General features: G+C 72.7%; 14 protein-coding genes. 6 read left to right on the forward strand and 8 right to left on the reverse strand.

From position 1 onward, the window contains the following. The first annotated feature begins 36 nt into the window (after positions 1-36). The 3 genes from FXF68_RS05820 to FXF68_RS05830 all read left to right on the forward strand — a co-directional run bounded on the left by FXF68_RS05820 (position 37) and on the right by FXF68_RS05830 (position 4245). Positions 37-1584, forward strand: coding sequence for an MFS transporter (locus FXF68_RS05820; protein ID WP_148757820.1), 1548 nt, complete (start codon positions 37-39; stop codon positions 1582-1584). A gap of 6 nt (positions 1585-1590) precedes the next feature. Further along, entirely contained in the window at positions 1591-2205 is a 615-nt protein-coding gene (locus FXF68_RS05825) for a TetR/AcrR family transcriptional regulator (RefSeq protein ID WP_148757821.1), read from the forward strand. Between the two features lie 111 nt (positions 2206-2316). Next, positions 2317-4245 carry an amino acid transporter gene (locus tag FXF68_RS05830; RefSeq protein WP_148757822.1) on the forward strand — a complete coding sequence of 643 codons (1929 nt, stop codon included), beginning with the start codon at positions 2317-2319 and terminating at the stop codon, positions 4243-4245. 50 nt (positions 4246-4295) lie between these two features. Here the strand turns inward: FXF68_RS05830 and FXF68_RS05835 are convergent, their stop codons facing one another. Next, positions 4296-4619: a hypothetical protein gene (locus tag FXF68_RS05835; RefSeq protein WP_148757823.1), complete on the reverse strand. Its 324-nt coding sequence runs from the start codon at positions 4617-4619 to the stop codon at positions 4296-4298. A 186-nt stretch (positions 4620-4805) separates the two neighbouring features. Between FXF68_RS05835 and FXF68_RS05840 the strand changes: the two genes are divergently transcribed. Then, positions 4806-5261 (forward strand): tellurite resistance TerB family protein, encoded by a 456-nt coding sequence (locus FXF68_RS05840; RefSeq protein ID WP_148353904.1) that lies wholly within the window; start codon positions 4806-4808, stop codon positions 5259-5261. A gap of 15 nt (positions 5262-5276) precedes the next feature. Here FXF68_RS05840 and FXF68_RS05845 read toward each other — a convergent pair whose 3' ends face one another. The 3 genes from FXF68_RS05845 to FXF68_RS05855 form a co-directional block, all read right to left on the reverse strand. Then, a complete protein-coding gene (locus FXF68_RS05845) occupies positions 5277-6167 on the reverse strand; it encodes a M48 family metalloprotease (RefSeq protein WP_148757824.1) in 891 nt (296 codons plus the stop codon). Beyond that, positions 6164-6535: a BlaI/MecI/CopY family transcriptional regulator gene (locus FXF68_RS05850; protein ID WP_148757825.1), complete on the reverse strand. Its 372-nt coding sequence runs from the start codon at positions 6533-6535 to the stop codon at positions 6164-6166. Before FXF68_RS05850 ends, FXF68_RS05845 begins: the two co-directional genes overlap by 4 nt. A 62-nt stretch (positions 6536-6597) precedes the next feature. Next, a complete protein-coding gene (locus FXF68_RS05855) occupies positions 6598-8637 on the reverse strand; it encodes a SpoIIE family protein phosphatase (protein ID WP_148757826.1) in 2040 nt (679 codons plus the stop codon). Between the two features lie 160 nt (positions 8638-8797). Here FXF68_RS05855 and FXF68_RS05860 point away from each other — a divergent pair, with 160 nt between their 5' ends. Next, on the forward strand, positions 8798-9250 hold the full coding sequence (locus FXF68_RS05860; RefSeq protein ID WP_148757827.1) for a MaoC family dehydratase: 453 nt from the start codon (positions 8798-8800) through the stop codon (positions 9248-9250). Positions 9251-9268: 18 nt separating this feature from the next. Here FXF68_RS05860 and FXF68_RS05865 read toward each other — a convergent pair whose 3' ends face one another. Continuing rightward, positions 9269-10093 (reverse strand): SAM-dependent methyltransferase, encoded by an 825-nt coding sequence (locus tag FXF68_RS05865; protein WP_148757828.1) that lies wholly within the window; start codon positions 10091-10093, stop codon positions 9269-9271. 185 nt (positions 10094-10278) lie between these two features. Further along, on the reverse strand, positions 10279-11400 hold the full coding sequence (locus tag FXF68_RS05870) for a PQQ-dependent sugar dehydrogenase (protein ID WP_222869810.1): 1122 nt from the start codon (positions 11398-11400) through the stop codon (positions 10279-10281). Between the two features lie 311 nt (positions 11401-11711). Here FXF68_RS05870 and FXF68_RS05875 point away from each other — a divergent pair, with 311 nt between their 5' ends. Further along, positions 11712-12557, forward strand: coding sequence for an SMP-30/gluconolactonase/LRE family protein (locus tag FXF68_RS05875; protein WP_148757829.1), 846 nt, complete (start codon positions 11712-11714; stop codon positions 12555-12557). Positions 12558-12579: 22 nt separating this feature from the next. Here FXF68_RS05875 and hpnH read toward each other — a convergent pair whose 3' ends face one another. Further along, the gene (gene hpnH / locus FXF68_RS05880) at positions 12580-13584 is read right to left on the reverse strand and encodes an adenosyl-hopene transferase HpnH (RefSeq protein ID WP_148757830.1); all 1005 of its coding nucleotides are present in this window, start codon (positions 13582-13584) and stop codon (positions 12580-12582) included. A gap of 49 nt (positions 13585-13633) precedes the next feature. Continuing rightward, positions 13634-15499, reverse strand: a complete 1866-nt coding sequence (gene shc / locus FXF68_RS05885) for a squalene--hopene cyclase (protein ID WP_148757831.1) — start codon at positions 15497-15499, stop codon at positions 13634-13636. Positions 15500-15529 lie beyond the last annotated feature (30 nt).

The raw sequence follows: 15529 nt of genomic DNA on the forward strand, positions 1-15529 counted from the left end.
TGGTTCAACTATCTATGGGACAAGGTGGCACAAAGCATGGGACAGCGGGGACGCGCCGGGTGGCGCGAGTGGACCGGACTCGCGCTGCTGGCGCTGCCGACCATGCTGCTCGGGCTCGACGTGACGGCGCTCTACCTCGTCGTCCCGAACCTGGCGGCGGACCTGCGCCCGTCCGCGACGGAGACGCTGTGGATCATGGACGCCTACGGCTTCTTCATCGCGGGCTTCCTGATCACGATGGGGACGCTGGGCGACCGCGTCGGACGGCGCCGGTTGCTGATGATCGGGGTCGCGGCGTTCGGCGCGGCCTCGGTCTTCGCGGCCTTCGCGCCCAGCGCCGGATGGCTGATCGCCGCGCGGGCCCTGCTGGGCGTGGCGGGCGCGACGCTCATGCCGTCGACGCTGTCGCTGATCAGCAACATGTTCGGCGACGTCCGGCAGCGGGCGCTGGCGATCGGCGTGTGGGCGACGACGTTCGCCCTCGGGATGGCGGCGGGCCCGGTCGTGGGCGGCGCGATGGTCGCCGGTTTCTGGTGGGGCGCGGCCTTCCTCGTCGCCGTGCCGATCGCCGCGCTGGTCCTGGCCGGTGCGCCGGTGCTGCTGCCGGAGTACCGGTCGGCCGCCGGACGGCTCGACCCGCTGAGCGTCGGGCTGTCCCTCGCGGCGATGCTGCCGATCGTCTACGCGATCAAGCACGCGGCGGCCGAGGGCGTCGACGTCCGGGCATCGGTGGCGCTCCTCGTCGGCGGTGGCGCGGGGGTCGTGTTCGTCCGCCGCCAACTGGGGCTGAGCGAGCCGCTGCTGGACGTGAAGCTCTTCACCGGCCGGGCCTTTTCGGCGGCACTCTCCGTCCTGCTGGTCGGCCTGGTCGGTTTCGGCGGGGTGATGTTCCTGGTCACCCAGTATTTGCAGCTCGTCGACGGCCTCTCGCCGACGGCGGCGGGGCTGTGGATGGGGCCGCCCGCGCTGGCCATGCTCGCCGGCGCCATCGGCGCCCCGCTCGTGGCCGGTCGCGTGTCGCCGGGCGTCGTCATGTCGGGCGCCTTGGCGGTGTCGCTGACCGGATACGCCCTGCTCGCCCTCGCGGGGACGGACGGCAGGACGAGCGTGGTCGCCGGGTTCGCGTTCGTCTACCTCGGGCTCGGGGTCATCGCCGCGCTCGGTACGGACATCGTCGTGGGCGCGGCGCCGGCGGAGAAATCCGGAGCGGCGGCGGCGCTCTCCGAGGCCGTGCAGGAACTCGGGGTCGCGGCAGGCGTCGCGCTCCTGGGAAGCCTCACCACCGTGATCTACCGGAACGGGGTCGACGTGCCGTCCGGGCTGTCCCCGTCCGAGGCCGACGCTTACGGCGACAGTCTCTCCGGGGCCTCGTCCCTCGCGGGCCGGTCGCCGGCGGAGGCTCTCGACCAGGCGCGGGCCGCGTTCACCAGCGGGCTCAACGCCGCCGCCGCGGTGGCGGGCGTCGCCATGGCGGCCGCCGCGCTGGCCTGCTTCGCGGCGCTGCGCCACCTCCGGCCGCTCGGCGAGGCCGGGCCCGAGGCGGAGCCGGTAGCCTCGGCGGTCGGGGACGGAGACGGCGGGTGAGCAGGGATGACGGCTGAACAGGACACTGCCGGACAGGGCACTGCCGGACAGAACGCTGCCGAACGGGGCACTGCCGATGGGCGCAGGCTGCGGGGCGAGCGCCGCCGGGCGCAGATCATCGAGGCGACGCTCGCGATCGTCCGCCGCGACGGCGCCACCGGTGTCACCCACCGCGCCGTCGCCAAGGAGGCGGGGATCACCACCAGCCTGACCCTCTACTACTTCGCGACCCTGGACGACCTGCTGGTCGCCGCCCTGACCAGCGTCACGGACGAGTACACCACCCGCATCCGTCAGCTCATCGAGTCCGCCGACGACCCGCTCGACGGCCTCGCCCGGCTCATCGCCGAATCCGCCGGGCCGGGGCGGGAGCGCGCACTTGCCGAACGGGAGCTGTCCACCCTGGCCGCCCGCCGTCCCGCCCTGCGACCGGTGGCACGGCGCTGGCGCGACAACGTCGCGGAACTCGCCCGCACGCGGACGGACGACCCGGGCGCCGTCGAAGCCTTCGTCGCCCTGTCAGACGGCCTGTGCACGGCCATCCTCCTCGACGAGGAGGACGCCGACCCCGACCGCGTCCGAGCCGTCCTCGGCAGAGTGCTGGAGCGGACCCGCGAATAGCCCGTCCGGCGCGTGTTCGCCGATCTTTCTTCCGGAGGGAACGCACGACCCGCCCTGACGACAGTAAAGTGTCCTGTTTTTGTCAGTCGGGTGGGACCGAGGTGAATGCGGATGAGCACGTCGATCCAGCGGGACACGGGCTCAGGTATGCGGAGATGGCTGCTGCAAGGGCTGCACCGTCCTGGCCGGAAGGCGGGCCCGCACCACCGGCCGAGCCACGAGGACGCGCCGCACAAGCAGCACGCCTGGTGGCAGGTCATGTGCCTGACCGGCGTCGACTACTTCTCGACGCTCGGCTACCAGCCGGGGATCGCCGCGCTCGCGGCCGGGGCGCTCAGCCCGATCGCGACGCTGCTGCTCGTCGCGCTGACCCTGTTCGGCGCGCTGCCGGTGTACCGGTCGGTCGCGGGGCAGAGCCCGTACGGGCTCGGCTCGCTGTCGATGCTGGAACGGCTGCTGCCCGGCTGGCGCGGGAAGCTGCTCGTGCTGTTCCTGCTCGGGTTCGTCGCCACCGCGTTCATCGTCACCATCACCCTGTCGGCGGCGGACGCGACGGCGCACCTGCTGCACAACCCGTTCGTCCCGGACGCGATGGCGGGCTGGCAGGTCCCCGTCACGCTGATCCTGATCGCCGCGCTCGGCGGCATCTTCCTGGTGGGCTTCAGCGAGGCGATCTCCATCGCCGTGGTGCTGGTCGCGGTCTACCTCGCGCTGAACGTCGTCGTGGTCGGGACGGCCCTCGCCAAGGTCGCCGGGGACACCTCGCTGATCGGCGACTGGACGGACGTCCTCACCACCGAGCACTCCAGCCCCATCGCGATGATCGCCGTCTCGCTGTTCGTGATGCCGAAACTCGCCCTCGGCCTCTCCGGCTTCGAGACCGGGGTCGCCGTGATGCCGCTGGTCAAGGGTGGTCTCGAACAGCGCATCCGGGGCGCGCGCAAGCTGCTGACCACGGCGGCGGCCGTGATGAGCGTCTTCCTGATCACGTCCAGCTTCGCGACGACCGTGCTGATCCCGAAGAAGGAGTTCGAGGACGGCGGCAAGGCCAACGGCCGGGCGCTCGCCTACCTCGCGCACGAGAACCTCGGCGACTGGTTCGGCACCGTCTACGACGTCAGCACGATCGCGATCCTGTGGTTCGCCGGGGCGTCCGCCATGGCCGGGCTGATCAACATCGTGCCGCGCTACCTGCCCCGCTACGGGATGGCGCCGGACTGGGCGCGCGCGACCCGGCCGCTCGTCCTCATCTTCACCGGCGTCTCCTTCGTGATCACGCTGCTGTTCGGCGCGGAGGTCGAGGCGCAGGGCGGCGCGTACGCGACCGGTGTGCTGGCGCTGATCCTGTCCGCCGCGGTCGCCGCGACCCTCGCGGCCTGGCGGCGCGGACGGCGCCGCGCCGGCGTCGGGTTCGGCGTGGTCACGGTGATCCTCGTGTACGCGACCGTCGCGAACGTCATCGAGCGGCCGGACGGCGTGGTGATCGCCGTCCTGTTCTGCGTCGCGATCGTCGTGACGTCGCTGATCTCCCGCGCGACCCGCTCCACCGAGCTGCGCATCACCGGCGTCGACCTCGACGAGACCGCCCGCCGGTTCCTGGACGAGACCCGCGACCTGCGCGTCATCGCCAACGAGCCGGACGAGCGCGACGAGCGCGAGTACCGCGACAAGGCGGCCGAGGCGTGGGCGCTGCACCGGCTCCGCGCCGACGAGGGCCTGCTGTTCCTGGAGATGACCGTCTCGGACGCCTCCGAGTTCGAGTCGACCGTCCACGTCGTCGGCGAGGAGCGGCACGGCTACCGGATCCTGCGCGCCGAGAGCCCGAGCATCGCCAACGCCATCGCCGCGATCCTGCTGCACGTCCAGGACGAGACCGGCAAGCCCGCGCACGTCTACTTCCACTGGGTGGAGGGCAACCCGGTGGGCGCGCTGCTGCGCTACCTCGTCTTCGGCGGCGGCGACATCCCGCCCCTCACCCGCGAGATCCTCCGCCAGGCCGAGCCGGACGTCGAACGGCGCCCGGTCGTCCACGTCGGCTGAACCCTCGGCTGAACACGTCGGCTGAACCCGTCGGCTGGGCCGCGCCGGGCTCAGCCGCGCGGGCCGCCGCCGGACCGCGCGATGATCCACTCGGTGGTGCGGCGGACGCGGACGATCCGGCGCCGCAGCCGCGTCCGCTCGGGCGCGGTCGCCCGGGCCCGGCGGTCCCCGGCCCGCGGCCGTCCACCCGCCGTGCCCGCCCCGGTGCCCGGCATCATGCTCCGCGCCGCCGCGGCGAGCAGGGACGCCGCCTCGGCCAGCTCGGCCAGTTCGCGCTCCTCCTCGCGGGGCCCGGACGCCCGCAGCACCCGGACGCAGGCCCCTTCGACCTCGGCCATCCGCGCGCCCAACCGCAGCAGCCCCTGGTCGCTCATCGTCGTCTCGCCCCCGTGCGTCGTGGCGTGTCTCCTTCGTCTGCGCCTCTGTCTCAAGGATGCTCCGCGGGCGCGCGGGGTTCGAGTCATTTCCCGACACCCCGCGGTAAGGCGAGGGGCACCGCCCGTCCTCCCGGATCTGCTACTACATTTGTGGCAGTAAGCCGACGAGCGAAGGATGACGACATGCCTTTCTGGGACAAGCTGCGTGAGTCCACCCAGACCATGCAGACTCAGCTCCTCAGCAAGAAGAACGAGCTCAAGAGCGGCGCGTTCCGCGACGCGAGCATGGCGATGTGCGCGCTGGTCGCCGCCGCCGACGGCAGCGTCGACCCGGCCGAGCGCCAGCGCACCGCGTCGCTGATCGCCTCCAACGAGGTGCTGCAGAACTTCCCCGCCGACGACCTCCAGCGCCGCTTCAACGACTACGTCTCCAAGCTGACCGCCGACTTCGACTTCGGCAAGGTCTCGGTCCTCCAGGACATCGGCAAGACCAAGAAGAAGCCCGCCGAGGCGCGTGCCGTCATCCAGATCGGCATCGTGATCGGCGGCGCGGACGGCCACTTCGACGACCAGGAGAAGGCCATCGTCCGCGAGGCGTGCTTCGCCGTCGGCCTCGACCCCGCCGAGTTCGAGCTCTGACCAGGCCGGGCCGGGTCACCCGAAGGCGAGCAGCGACACCAGGCACGACACGAGGACGTGGTCGAGCTGCAGCGTCGTCGCCGTCAGCGTGCCGGTGACGACGCCGTTGCCCATGAACAGCAGCGGGCCGGTGACCGCGTTCTTCGCCGGGGCCGTGCCGCGCAGCGCCTCCACGCGCTGGACGACCCCCGAGTCGGCGAACGCGGCGCCCGGCCCCGCCGCCCGGGGCTGGGCCAGGGCCACCTTCGCGATCGTGCGGGCGACCAGGGTCCGGTCGCCGACCGCCTCGGCGGCGTCCTCGTCCGCCCAGCGCTCCACCGCGAGGCGCAGCCGCGCCCGCAGCGCCCCGAGCGGCGGCAGGACGGCCGCCGCGAGCAGCCCGGCCGCGAGGTAGCGGTGGTGCCGGTGCCGCAGATGGGACGTCTCGTGCTGGAACACGACGTGCAGCTCCCGGGTCGTCAGCCTGCTCAGCAGCCCGCGGGAGAGGAGCACGCCGCCGTCCCGTCCCGGCACCGCGACGGCGATCGGGACGTCCGTCTCCAGCGGCTCCCCGGCCGCCGCCCGCGCGGCGCGGAGCTCGCGCGTCCAGCGGACCGCCGTCCAGGCCGCCGCGCCGAGCCCGGCGAGCGTCAGGACGATCGCCGGGACGCCGACCATGTCGGGCACCGGCCGGTCGTCCCCGAACAGCGCCCATTCGGGGACGTGCGCGGCGGCGGCCGGGGCCAGCGACGCCGCGTAGTTGATCCCGACGAAGATCCCGGTGCCGAGCGCGGCCGTCGCCGCCATCGCCGCCGTCGTCGCGAGCAGCCGCGCCGACCAGGCCGGATGCAGCGGCAGCGGCGTCCGGCCGAGCGCCGCGCCCAGCGTCAGCACGATCGTCAGGGGCAGGAAGGTGAACCAGGTCACCCGGCGTCCTCCGGCCGGTCGGCGACGTCGAGGAACTCGCGCAGCGCGCGCGCCTCGGCGGCGCTGAGCGACCGCGCGAACCGGCTCAGCACGCCGCCCGGGTCGCTGGCGTGCCGGAGCTGGTCGTGCATGCGTCCCGCGACGAGGGCCGACTCGTCCACGGCGAGCCGGTAGCGGTAGGACCGCCCGGACCGGGTCCGCGTCACGAGCCTCTTCTCGTGCAGCCGGTGCAGGATCGTGTTCACCGTCGTGTAGGCGGGGTCGCCGTCGAGCCGCGCCACGATCTCGGCCGTGCTCGCGTGCCCGCCGAGCCCGGCCAGCGCGGCGAGGACCTCCGCCTCCAACTGCCCGAGCGGTCTGCGCGGCATCGGCCCCACCTCCTCCTGACGGCCTGCGTCCGGCTCAAGATAGACCACCGCCGAGGCGCCGGTCAGCCCGGACGGCGGAGGGCGATCATGGCCATGTCGTCGATGCCCGCGGTCGGGAGGTGGCCGATCAGGCCGTCGCAGAAGGCGGCGAGCGGAAGCCCGGCGAGTTCGCCCGCCCGCTCGCGGAGCCGTCCGAGGCCGATGTTCAGGTTCTCGCCCGGCCGCTCGACCAGGCCGTCGGTGTAGAGCAGCAGGGTGTGGCGGGGCGGCAGGCCAAGCGTCGCGCTGCGAAAGGGCGGGTCGAAGAGGTCACCGAGGCCGAGCAGGGGGTTGGTGCCGTCCTCCAGGAGGCGGGAGTCGCCGTCCGGGCCGACGAGGAGCGGCGGCGGGTGGCCCGCCGTGGCGTAGCTGAGGCGCGGCTCGCCCGGCCCGGATTCCTCGATCTTGGCGAGGGCGCAGGTGGCCGTGCCGTCCGGGGTCAGCGTGGCCATGGCGATGTTCAGCCGCCGCAGGATCTCCCCCGGCGGGCCCTCGCGGTCGACGATCAGCCCCCGCAGGATGTTCCGGAGCTGGCTCATCGCGACCGCGGCGGCCAGGTCGTGCCCCGCCACGTCGCCGATCGCGAGGACGAGCGCCCCGTCCGGCAGGACGAACGAGTCGTACCAGTCGCCGCCCACCTCGGCGGTCGCGGGGCTCGGCCGGTACCGGGCGACGATCTCGCGGTCGGGCACGGCGGGCGGCTCGGCCAGCAGGCTGTGCTGGAGGGCCAGCGCGACCTGGTGGGTGCGCTGGTACTGGATGGCGCTGCTCAGCGCGTCGTGGGCGTGGTCGAAGAGCTGCCCGAGCAGGGCGACGTCGTCCTCGCTGATCGGCTCGCGGTCGGCGGTGGCGGCGGCGGTCACGACGGCGGCGACCGTTCCGTCCACGGTCACCGGGAGCATGACGACGCTGTTCGCGCTCGCCTTGACGAGCCAGTCGCGGGTGCCCTCCGGCAGCAGGCCGCGCGGCGGCTCCCCGGCCGGGAAGGTGCGGTACAGCGGGCGGCGGCGCCGGACCGTCCGGGTGAACTCGCTGTCGGCGGCGAACCACTCCTCGCCGAACGGCGGCTGGCGCGGCAGCCCGGCCCGCGCGGCGGTCGCGACGCGCTCGGCGACGACCGGCGCGCCGCCCCGCCGGTCGGGGAAGTCGGGCAGCAGGTGGACGCCGCACCCGTCCGCGATCGCCGGGACGAGGACGTCCGCGAGCGCGCCGAGCATCTCCCGCACCCCCGTGTGCTCGGCGGTCGCGACGGCGGCGCGCTCCAGCAGCTCCCTGCGGCGCTCCTGCCGCCAGCGCTGCTCGATGTCGACGCAGGTGCCGACCCATTCGACGATGGCGCCGTCCTCGAAGACAGGCGCGGAGTGGATCTCGAAGTGGCGGTGGTCGCCGTCGACGGTGCGCAGCCGGTAGACGTACTCCCAGGGGCGGGCGTCCGCGATGGCCGCGCGCCACGACCGGAGGGCGGGTTCGCGGTCGTCCGGGTGCAGCGCCCGCAGCCAGCCCCGGCCCCGGAACTCCTCCCACGTCTGCCCGGTGACCCGCTCCCAGCCGGGGCTCGGCTCGATGGGGTCGCCCTCCGGGTTCGTCACCCAGACGATGTCCGCGCTGACCCGCAGGAGGCTCTGGAACCTGTGCAGGGCGCGGCGGTGCCGCTCGACCGTGTTGTCGGCCTGCTGGGCGGCCAGGACCTGCCTGGTGACGTCCACGACCAGGATGAGGACGCCCGGCCTGTCGGTGGAGATCCTGGACAGGCTGAACGAGAAGAACCGCTCCTCGTATCCGCCGTCGGGGTAGTAGAGGCTGATCGGGGCCTCGGCGAGGCTGACCGGGAGGCCGCTGGACAGCACTCGGTCGAACAGGTCCAGGTAGTCCTCCTGGAGGAGGTCGCGGAACGTCTCCCGCATCGGGCGTCCGGGGGCCCTGTCCCCGAAACTCCTGCGGAACGCTTCGTTGGTGTAGGTGAGGGTGTGGTCCGGGCCGGTGGTGATGGCTACGCCCACCGGGGCGGGGTCGAACAGCTCCGGCGCCTTGCCGTGGTACTCCTCCTTTCGGGCGTCGTCCATGCCGTCCCCTCGGTTCGCCGGTTACGCCTCACCCTGCCCCCTACCCCCACTAGCAGGGGACATGACCGTCCGTACGTCCGCCCATGGACAAACCGGGAGGCGGCGTCTTGTGCCGCCGCGGCATTGCCCGCCGCCGGGCCGGCTCGTGAGGATCGGCGCCATGAGACGTTTCGCGGACCTCGCCGAGTTCGCCGCCGCGAAGGGCGAGCACCTCGGCCACAGCCCCTGGCGCGAGGTGACCCAGCACCGGATCGACCTGTTCGCCGAGGCGACCGACGACCACCAGTGGATCCACGTGGACCCGGAGCGCGCGGCGGACGGGCCGTTCGGCGGCACCATCGCGCACGGATACCTCACGCTGTCGCTGGTCAGCGCGTTCATGCCGGAGATCTTCCAGGTGGACGGGGTGTCGATGGGCGTCAACGTCGGGCTCAACCGCGTCCGCTTCCCCGGCCCGGTCAGGACCGGCGCCCGCGTCCGGGGCGGCGCCGAGCTGGTCGACGTGAAGAACTCCCCGGCGGGGAAGCTCGCGACGGTGCGGGTCACGGTGGAGGTCGAGGGCGAGAAGCGTCCGGCGTGCGTCGCGGACACGCTGTCGCTGTACGTCCCCTGAGGCGGCACGTCCGGGCGGTCAGGGTTTGCGGGCCACGGCCGCGTACATGTTGGTGGCCGTGTCGGGGAGCGGCGCGGCGCCGGGCTCGGGACGCCAGCGCGGCATCGGGACGACCCCCGGCGCGAGGATCTCCAGCCCGCTGAACAGCCGCTCCACCTCGGCGCGGTCGCGCAGGTACATCGGGATGCCGCTGCGCGTGTACTGCTCGGCGAGCCGCCGGGACTCGGGCGCGAGGTCCCCGGTCGGGACGGTCACCGCGACGTGGCTGCCGGGCGCGAGCGGGCCGACCAGCGCGTCGACCAGGCCCCGCGCGTCCGCGACGAACTGGAGCATCGCGATCACGGTCAGCGCGACCGGCCGGGTGAGGTCGATGAGCCCGTGCAGGACGCGGTCGCCGAGCAGCGCCTCCGGGTCGCGCATGTCGGCCTGGATGTAGGCGGTGCGGCCCTCGTCGGTGCTGGTCAGCAACTCGCGGGCGTGCGCGAGGACGATGGGGTCGTTGTCGACGTACACGATCCGGGCGTCCGGCGCCGCCGCCTGGACGACCTCGTGCAGGTTCGGCGAGGTCGGGATGCCACTGCCGACGTCGACGAACTGCCGGAGGCCGAGCCCGGTGAGGTAGCGGGCCATCCGCCGCATGCACGCCCGGTTGGCGAGCATCGACGTGCGCAGCCCCGGCCAGCCCGCGAGCACCTCGGCGGCGGTCTCGCGGTCGGGGGCGAAGTTGTCCTCGCCGCCGATGATGTAGTTGTAGACGCGCGCCGAGTGCGGCCGGTCGGTCTGCAGTTCGCTCGGGTCGAGGCGGCCCTGCGGTTCGAGGCGGCCCTGCGGGGCGTCCGGCATGTCCGTCCTGCCTTTCGGTCGCGGGCGCCGGGAGCGGCGCGGCCCTCCCTACAGCAGAGCACGGCGACCGGCCCCGGTGAAGGGAGCCGGCCGCACGCGGGAAAAAACCCGCGGCCGGCCGGACGACCCGAGCTCGTCCGGCCGGCGCAGGCGGTCCAGCCGCGGGAGCGCCGGAAGCGACCCGGCTAGCGGCTCTTCTTCGGGAAGCTGATCACGCGGTCGTCGGTCGCGGCGGGCGAGCCGCGGCCGTCCCGGTTGCTCGTCATGATCCAGAGGCTGCCGTCCGGGGCGAGGGAGACGGTGCGGATCCGCCCGTAGGTGCCGGAAAGGACGGCGGTCGGGGCGCCGGACGTGCCGCCCTTGCCGTCCAGCGGGACCGTCCAGAGCCGCCGTCCGCCGACGGCCCCGGCGTACAGGGTGTCGCCCACCACGGCGGCGCCGCTGGGCGACGCCTCCCGCGTCTGCCAGACGACGAGGGGGTCGATGTAGGTGGGCTCGCCGCCCTTGCCCTCGACGTTCGGCCAGCCGTAGTTGCCGCCGGGGACGATGTGGTTGATCTCGTCCCAGGAGTTCTCGCCGAACTCGGTGGCGTACATCTGGCCGTTGCCCCAGGCGACGCCCTGCACGTTGCGGTGTCCGAGGGAGTAGACCCGGGAGTTCGGGAACGGGTTGTCGGCGGGCGGGGTGCCGTCCGGGTTCATCCGCAGGATCTTCCCGGACGGGGAGTTCTTGTCCTGGGCGTTGGTCCGCGTCCCGGCGTCGCCGACGGTGGCGTAGAGCTTCCCGTCGGGGCCGAAGGCGAGGCGGCCGCCGTCGTGGAAGGTGTTCTTCGGGATGCCCGAGTAGAGCACCTCCTGCTGCGCGGGCGACGCGAGCTTGAACCGGACGATCCGGTTGTCGGACGACGACGTGTAGTACGCGTAGACGTAGCCGTCCTGCTCGTAGGTCGGGGAGACGGCGAGGCCGAGCAGCCCGCCCTCGCCCGTGGACACGGGACCGGTGAGCTTGGCCACCTCGGTCGGGGTGGTCGAGCCCGGGGCCAGCTTGAGGACGCGGCCGGACGGCCGCTCCGAGATGAGCGCGCTGCCGTCGGGCAGGAACGCGAGGCCCCAGGGGACGGTCAGGTTGGTGGCCAGCACCTTGGGGGCGTTGAAGTCGAAGGCGGGGTCGGCGGTGCGCGCCGCGGCCGGACCGGCCGGGACGGGCGCCGCCGCGGCGGCGGGGACGGGGAGCGCGGCCGCGACCGCCATGGCGGTGACCACGGCGGGCGTACGCAGCGAACGGGAAAACGCGGCGGGGAGCTTCATGGGAGGCACGCCTTTTCTACCGGCGGGCAGGTCACGTTGATCACACGACCTCGGGAGCATTCCGGAGACAACTTACCCGCCCCACAAGGCGCTGGGAAGTTCTACTTTTTCACCTTTCACATTTTGTCCAACCGTAGGAAATAGAAAGCCCGCGCGGCGGCGCGGATTTTACGGAAATGGGGAAGTCAGCGGGTATACCAGGGCGAAGTGAAACCCGTTCGGCCTCGGCTGTCGATCCGGGCGGTCCCCGTTCGTGTAGAGGGTGGGACGCGGGCCGCCCGGCCCGCGCGCGAGACGGAGGTGGGACGACGATGCGCGAGGTCAGGACGCTGCTCACCGGGCGCGGGCTGGTGGAGTCGCCGCGCTGGCACGGCGACCGGCTGTATTTCTCCGACTGGACGGCGGGCGAGGTCGTCTCGGTCGGGCTCGAAGGGCGGAGCGAGGTGGTCGCGCGGGTGCCGTCGCTACCGCTCTGCACCGCCTGGCACCCGGACGGACGCCTGCTCATCGTCTCGTCCGCGGAGGGGCGGCTGCTGCGCCGCGAACCGGACGGCTCCCTCGCCGTCCACGCGGAACTCGGCAGGCCGGGCTGGAACGACATCGCCCTTGACGGAAAGGGAAACGCTTACGTCAACAGGATCGGATTCGACCCGATGAGCGGCGGGATAGCGGAGCCGGGAAGCGTCGTCCTGGCCGCCTCCGACGGCTCGGTGCGAGAGGTCGCGGGCGACATCGCCTTTCCCAACGGAATGGCCGTCACCCCGGACGACTCGACCTTGATCGTCGCGGATTCCTATGGACATAACCTGCTGGCCTTCGATATCGGCGGCGACGGCGCATTGTCCGGACGGCGCGTCTGGGCCGACCTCGGCGAGGGTGCGGCGCCGGACGGCGTCTGCCTCGACGCGGAGGGGGCGGTCTGGTACGCGGACGTCCCGAACCGGCGGTGCGTCCGGGTCGCCGAGGGCGGGGCCGTCCTGGACACGGTCGAACTGGACCGGGGCGGCTTCGCCTGCGCCCTCGGCGGCCCGGACGGCCGGACGCTCTTCGTCGTCGCCGCCGAATGGCGCGGCATGACGGAGCCGGAGCCGGTCGCGCCGGGCAGCGGCCAGGTGCTGGCCGTGGAGGTGGACGTCCCCGGCGTCGGCCGCCCGTGACATCGCCACGGGCGGCCCGCCGTCACTTCTCGCGGATCGCCCGCAGGGACTCCTTCAACGAGCCGACCGTGGAGAACACGGCGGTCGGCTCGTATCCGCAGTGCGCCATGCAGTTGGCGCAGCGCGGGTCGCGGCCGCGGCCGTAGGAATCCCAGTCGGTCTCGTCCAGGAGTTCCTTGTAGGACTGGGCGTACCCGTCCGACATCAGGTAGCAGGGGCGCTGCCACCCGAAGAGGGAATAGGACGGGATCGCCCAGGCCGTGCACGGGAAGTCGGCCTTGCCCTCCAGGAAGTCGAGGAAGAGCGGCGAATGGTTGAACCGCCACTTCTTGCGGCGGCCGTCGGCGAACGACTTGCGGAACAGCTCCCGCGTCTCCTGGACGCCGAGGAAGTGCTCCTGGTCGGGCGCCTTCTCGTAGGCGTACGCGGGCGAGATCATCATCTCGTCGACCTTGAGGTCGTCGTTGAGGTAGTTCAGGACGTCGATGACGGTCTGCGGCGTGTCGGTGTTGAAGAACGTCGTGTTGGTGGTGACGCGGAACCCGCGCCGCTGGCATTCGCGGATGGCGGCGACCGCGTCGTCGAACACGCCCTCCTTGCACACCGACTCGTCGTGCCGCTCCTTCAGCCCGTCGATGTGCACCGCCCACGCGAAGTACGGGGACGGCTTGAACTTGTCGAGCTTCTTCGGGATGAGCAGCGCGTTCGTGCAGAGGAACACGAACTTCCTCATCTTGATGAGCTCGGCCACCAGCACGTCGATCTGCGGGTGCATGAGCGGCTCGCCGCCCGCGATCGACACCATCGGCGCGCCGCACTCCTTGATGGCGGCGACCGCCTGCTCGACCGGCATGCGTTTCTTGAGCACGTCGTGCGGATGCTGGATCTTCCCGCACCCGGCGCACGCGAGGTTGCACGCGAAGAGCGGTTCGAGTTCGACGATGAGCGGAAACTTCTCCCTGCCCTGCAGTTTGTTGCGGAGGATATAGGTCCCGATGCGAAGGCTTTGGCGGATCGGCATGCTCATGGTCGGACCTCCTTTGGCAGGGTGAAACCGGCGGCCTGCACTGGGGACGTCATGTGGCGCCTCCGAGGTAGCGCCCGAGGGCGCTGATCGGGAAGACCAGCCGGTAGAGGTGGTAGTTGATGTAGAAGTCGCCGGGGAATCCGGTGCCGGTGAACTGGTCCTCGTCCCAGGTGCCGTCCGGGCGCTGGTGGTCGACGAGCCAGCGGACGCCCGCGTCCATGGCATGGGACCGTTCCCCCGCCGCGAGCAGCGCGAGCAGCGCCCACGCCGTCTGCGACGCGGTCGACTCGCCCCGTCCGATCCACGCCGGGTCGTCGTAGGAGCGCAGGTCCTCGCCCCAGCCGCCGTCCGGGTTCTGGTGCGCCTCCAGCCATTCGACCGCGCGGCGGATCGGCGGCTTGTGCGCGGGGACGCCCGCCGCGACCAGCGCGGGGACGACGCTCCCCGTCCCGTAGACGTGGTTGGCGCCCCAGCGTCCGAACCACGAGCCGTCCGCCTCCTGCGCCCGGAGCAGCCACACCACGGCCCGCTTGACCGTGCGCGACTCGGCGCGGCCCTCCCCCGCGAGCGCCTCGACGACATGGGCGGTCACGTCCGCGGACGGCGGGTCGATGACCGCGCCGAAGTCGCAGAACGGCAGTTTCGTGCACAGCTCCCGGGTGTTGTCGGCATCGAACGCGCCGTACCCGCCGTCCCGGGACGCCATTCCCTCCAGCCACCGGATCGCGCGCTGGATCGGCTGCTCAGCCTCGGGGAGGTCGACCTTGCGGAGGGCGAGGATCGCCTCGGCGGTGTCGTCGGTGTCGGGGTAGACGTCGTTGTCGAACTCGAACGCCCAGCCGCCCGGCGGGACGTCCGGACGGCGCACCGCCCAGTCCCCGAGGCCGCGGACCTCCTCGGCCACGACCCAGGCGGCGGCGCGGCGCAGCGCCGGGTCGGTGGGCGGGACGCCCGCGTCGCCGAGCGCGTTGATCGCGAGGACCGTGTCCCACACCGGGGACTGGCACGCCTCCAGGCGGCGGCCCTTCTCGTCCCGGATCGTGAACCGGTCGAGACCGTCCAGGCCCCGCTTGATCACCGGGTGGTCGAGGCCGTAGCCGAGCTCGTACAGCGCCATCAGCGAGTACACCCAGGGCGGCTGGATGCCGCCCCAGCAGCCGTCCGCCTCCTGCCGCGCGATGATCCAGTCGGCGGCGCGGCGGATCGCGGCCCGCCGCAGCGGGCCGACCGGGCGCTTCTGGTACACGTGCAGGACGCGGTCGAGGCCGGTGAAGAACCGTCCCCAGCCCCGCTCGTCCTTCGCCGGGCGGACGCCGGTGCGCAGCTCTGGCAGGTCGAACGGCAGCGCCCGCACCGGACGCAGCGACCCGAGCACCGTCAGCGGGACGATCGTCTGCCGCGCCCAGCACCCCCAGTCGTACACGTTCAGCGGGAACCGGTTCGGCAGGAACATCAGCTCGGGCGGCATGACGGGCAGGTCGTCCCAGGACCACAGGCCGAACAGGGCCAGCCAGATCCGGGTGAAGACCCGGCTCGCCTCGATCCCGCCCGACTCCCGGACGTACTCGGCGGCCCTGCGCATGTGGTCGGCGTCGACGGGGTCGCGGGCGAGGCGCAGCGCGACGTACGCCTCGATCGTGGTCGACAGGTCCGGCGGGCCGCCGTGGAAGTTCGCCCACGTGCCGTCCGCCCGCTGCCGGGAGCGGATCCAGCGCGCCGCCTCCGCCGTCTCCGCGTCGGACCTGATGCCGAGGAACTGCCGGAGGAGCAGGTCCTCGGCGTCCATGGTCACGTTCGTCTCCAGCTCCCCCTTCCACCAGCCCTCCGGCGACTGGAGGCGGAGGAGGTGGTCGCGGGCCGCCTCGGCGGCGGCAGCGGCGGCACCGGTGAGTCCGGACACGTCGGTCGTGGTCATTCAGCGCTCCTTGCTGTCCGCGTGTGCTGG

It is taken from the genome of Actinomadura decatromicini (assembly GCF_008121305.1).
In the GTDB taxonomy this organism is placed as follows: Bacteria; Actinomycetota; Actinomycetes; order Streptosporangiales; family Streptosporangiaceae; genus Spirillospora; species Spirillospora syzygii.

Coding starts and splice junctions, on each gene's coding strand:
- shc (WP_148757831.1), bottom strand. CDS start 15,499: ATGACCACGACCGACGTGTCCGGACTCACCGGTGCCGCCGCTGCCGCC.
- FXF68_RS05860 (WP_148757827.1), top strand. CDS start 8,798: ATGAGACGTTTCGCGGACCTCGCCGAGTTCGCCGCCGCGAAGGGCGAG.
- hpnH (WP_148757830.1), bottom strand. CDS start 13,584: ATGAGCATGCCGATCCGCCAAAGCCTTCGCATCGGGACCTATATCCTC.
- FXF68_RS05840 (WP_148353904.1), top strand. CDS start 4,806: ATGCCTTTCTGGGACAAGCTGCGTGAGTCCACCCAGACCATGCAGACT.
- FXF68_RS05870 (WP_222869810.1), bottom strand. CDS start 11,400: ATGAAGCTCCCCGCCGCGTTTTCCCGTTCGCTGCGTACGCCCGCCGTG.
- FXF68_RS05875 (WP_148757829.1), top strand. CDS start 11,712: ATGCGCGAGGTCAGGACGCTGCTCACCGGGCGCGGGCTGGTGGAGTCG.
- FXF68_RS05835 (WP_148757823.1), bottom strand. CDS start 4,619: ATGAGCGACCAGGGGCTGCTGCGGTTGGGCGCGCGGATGGCCGAGGTC.
- FXF68_RS05850 (WP_148757825.1), bottom strand. CDS start 6,535: ATGCCGCGCAGACCGCTCGGGCAGTTGGAGGCGGAGGTCCTCGCCGCG.
- FXF68_RS05855 (WP_148757826.1), bottom strand. CDS start 8,637: ATGGACGACGCCCGAAAGGAGGAGTACCACGGCAAGGCGCCGGAGCTG.
- FXF68_RS05865 (WP_148757828.1), bottom strand. CDS start 10,093: ATGCCGGACGCCCCGCAGGGCCGCCTCGAACCGCAGGGCCGCCTCGAC.
- FXF68_RS05830 (WP_148757822.1), top strand. CDS start 2,317: ATGAGCACGTCGATCCAGCGGGACACGGGCTCAGGTATGCGGAGATGG.
- FXF68_RS05825 (WP_148757821.1), top strand. CDS start 1,591: ATGACGGCTGAACAGGACACTGCCGGACAGGGCACTGCCGGACAGAAC.
- FXF68_RS05820 (WP_148757820.1), top strand. CDS start 37: ATGGGACAGCGGGGACGCGCCGGGTGGCGCGAGTGGACCGGACTCGCG.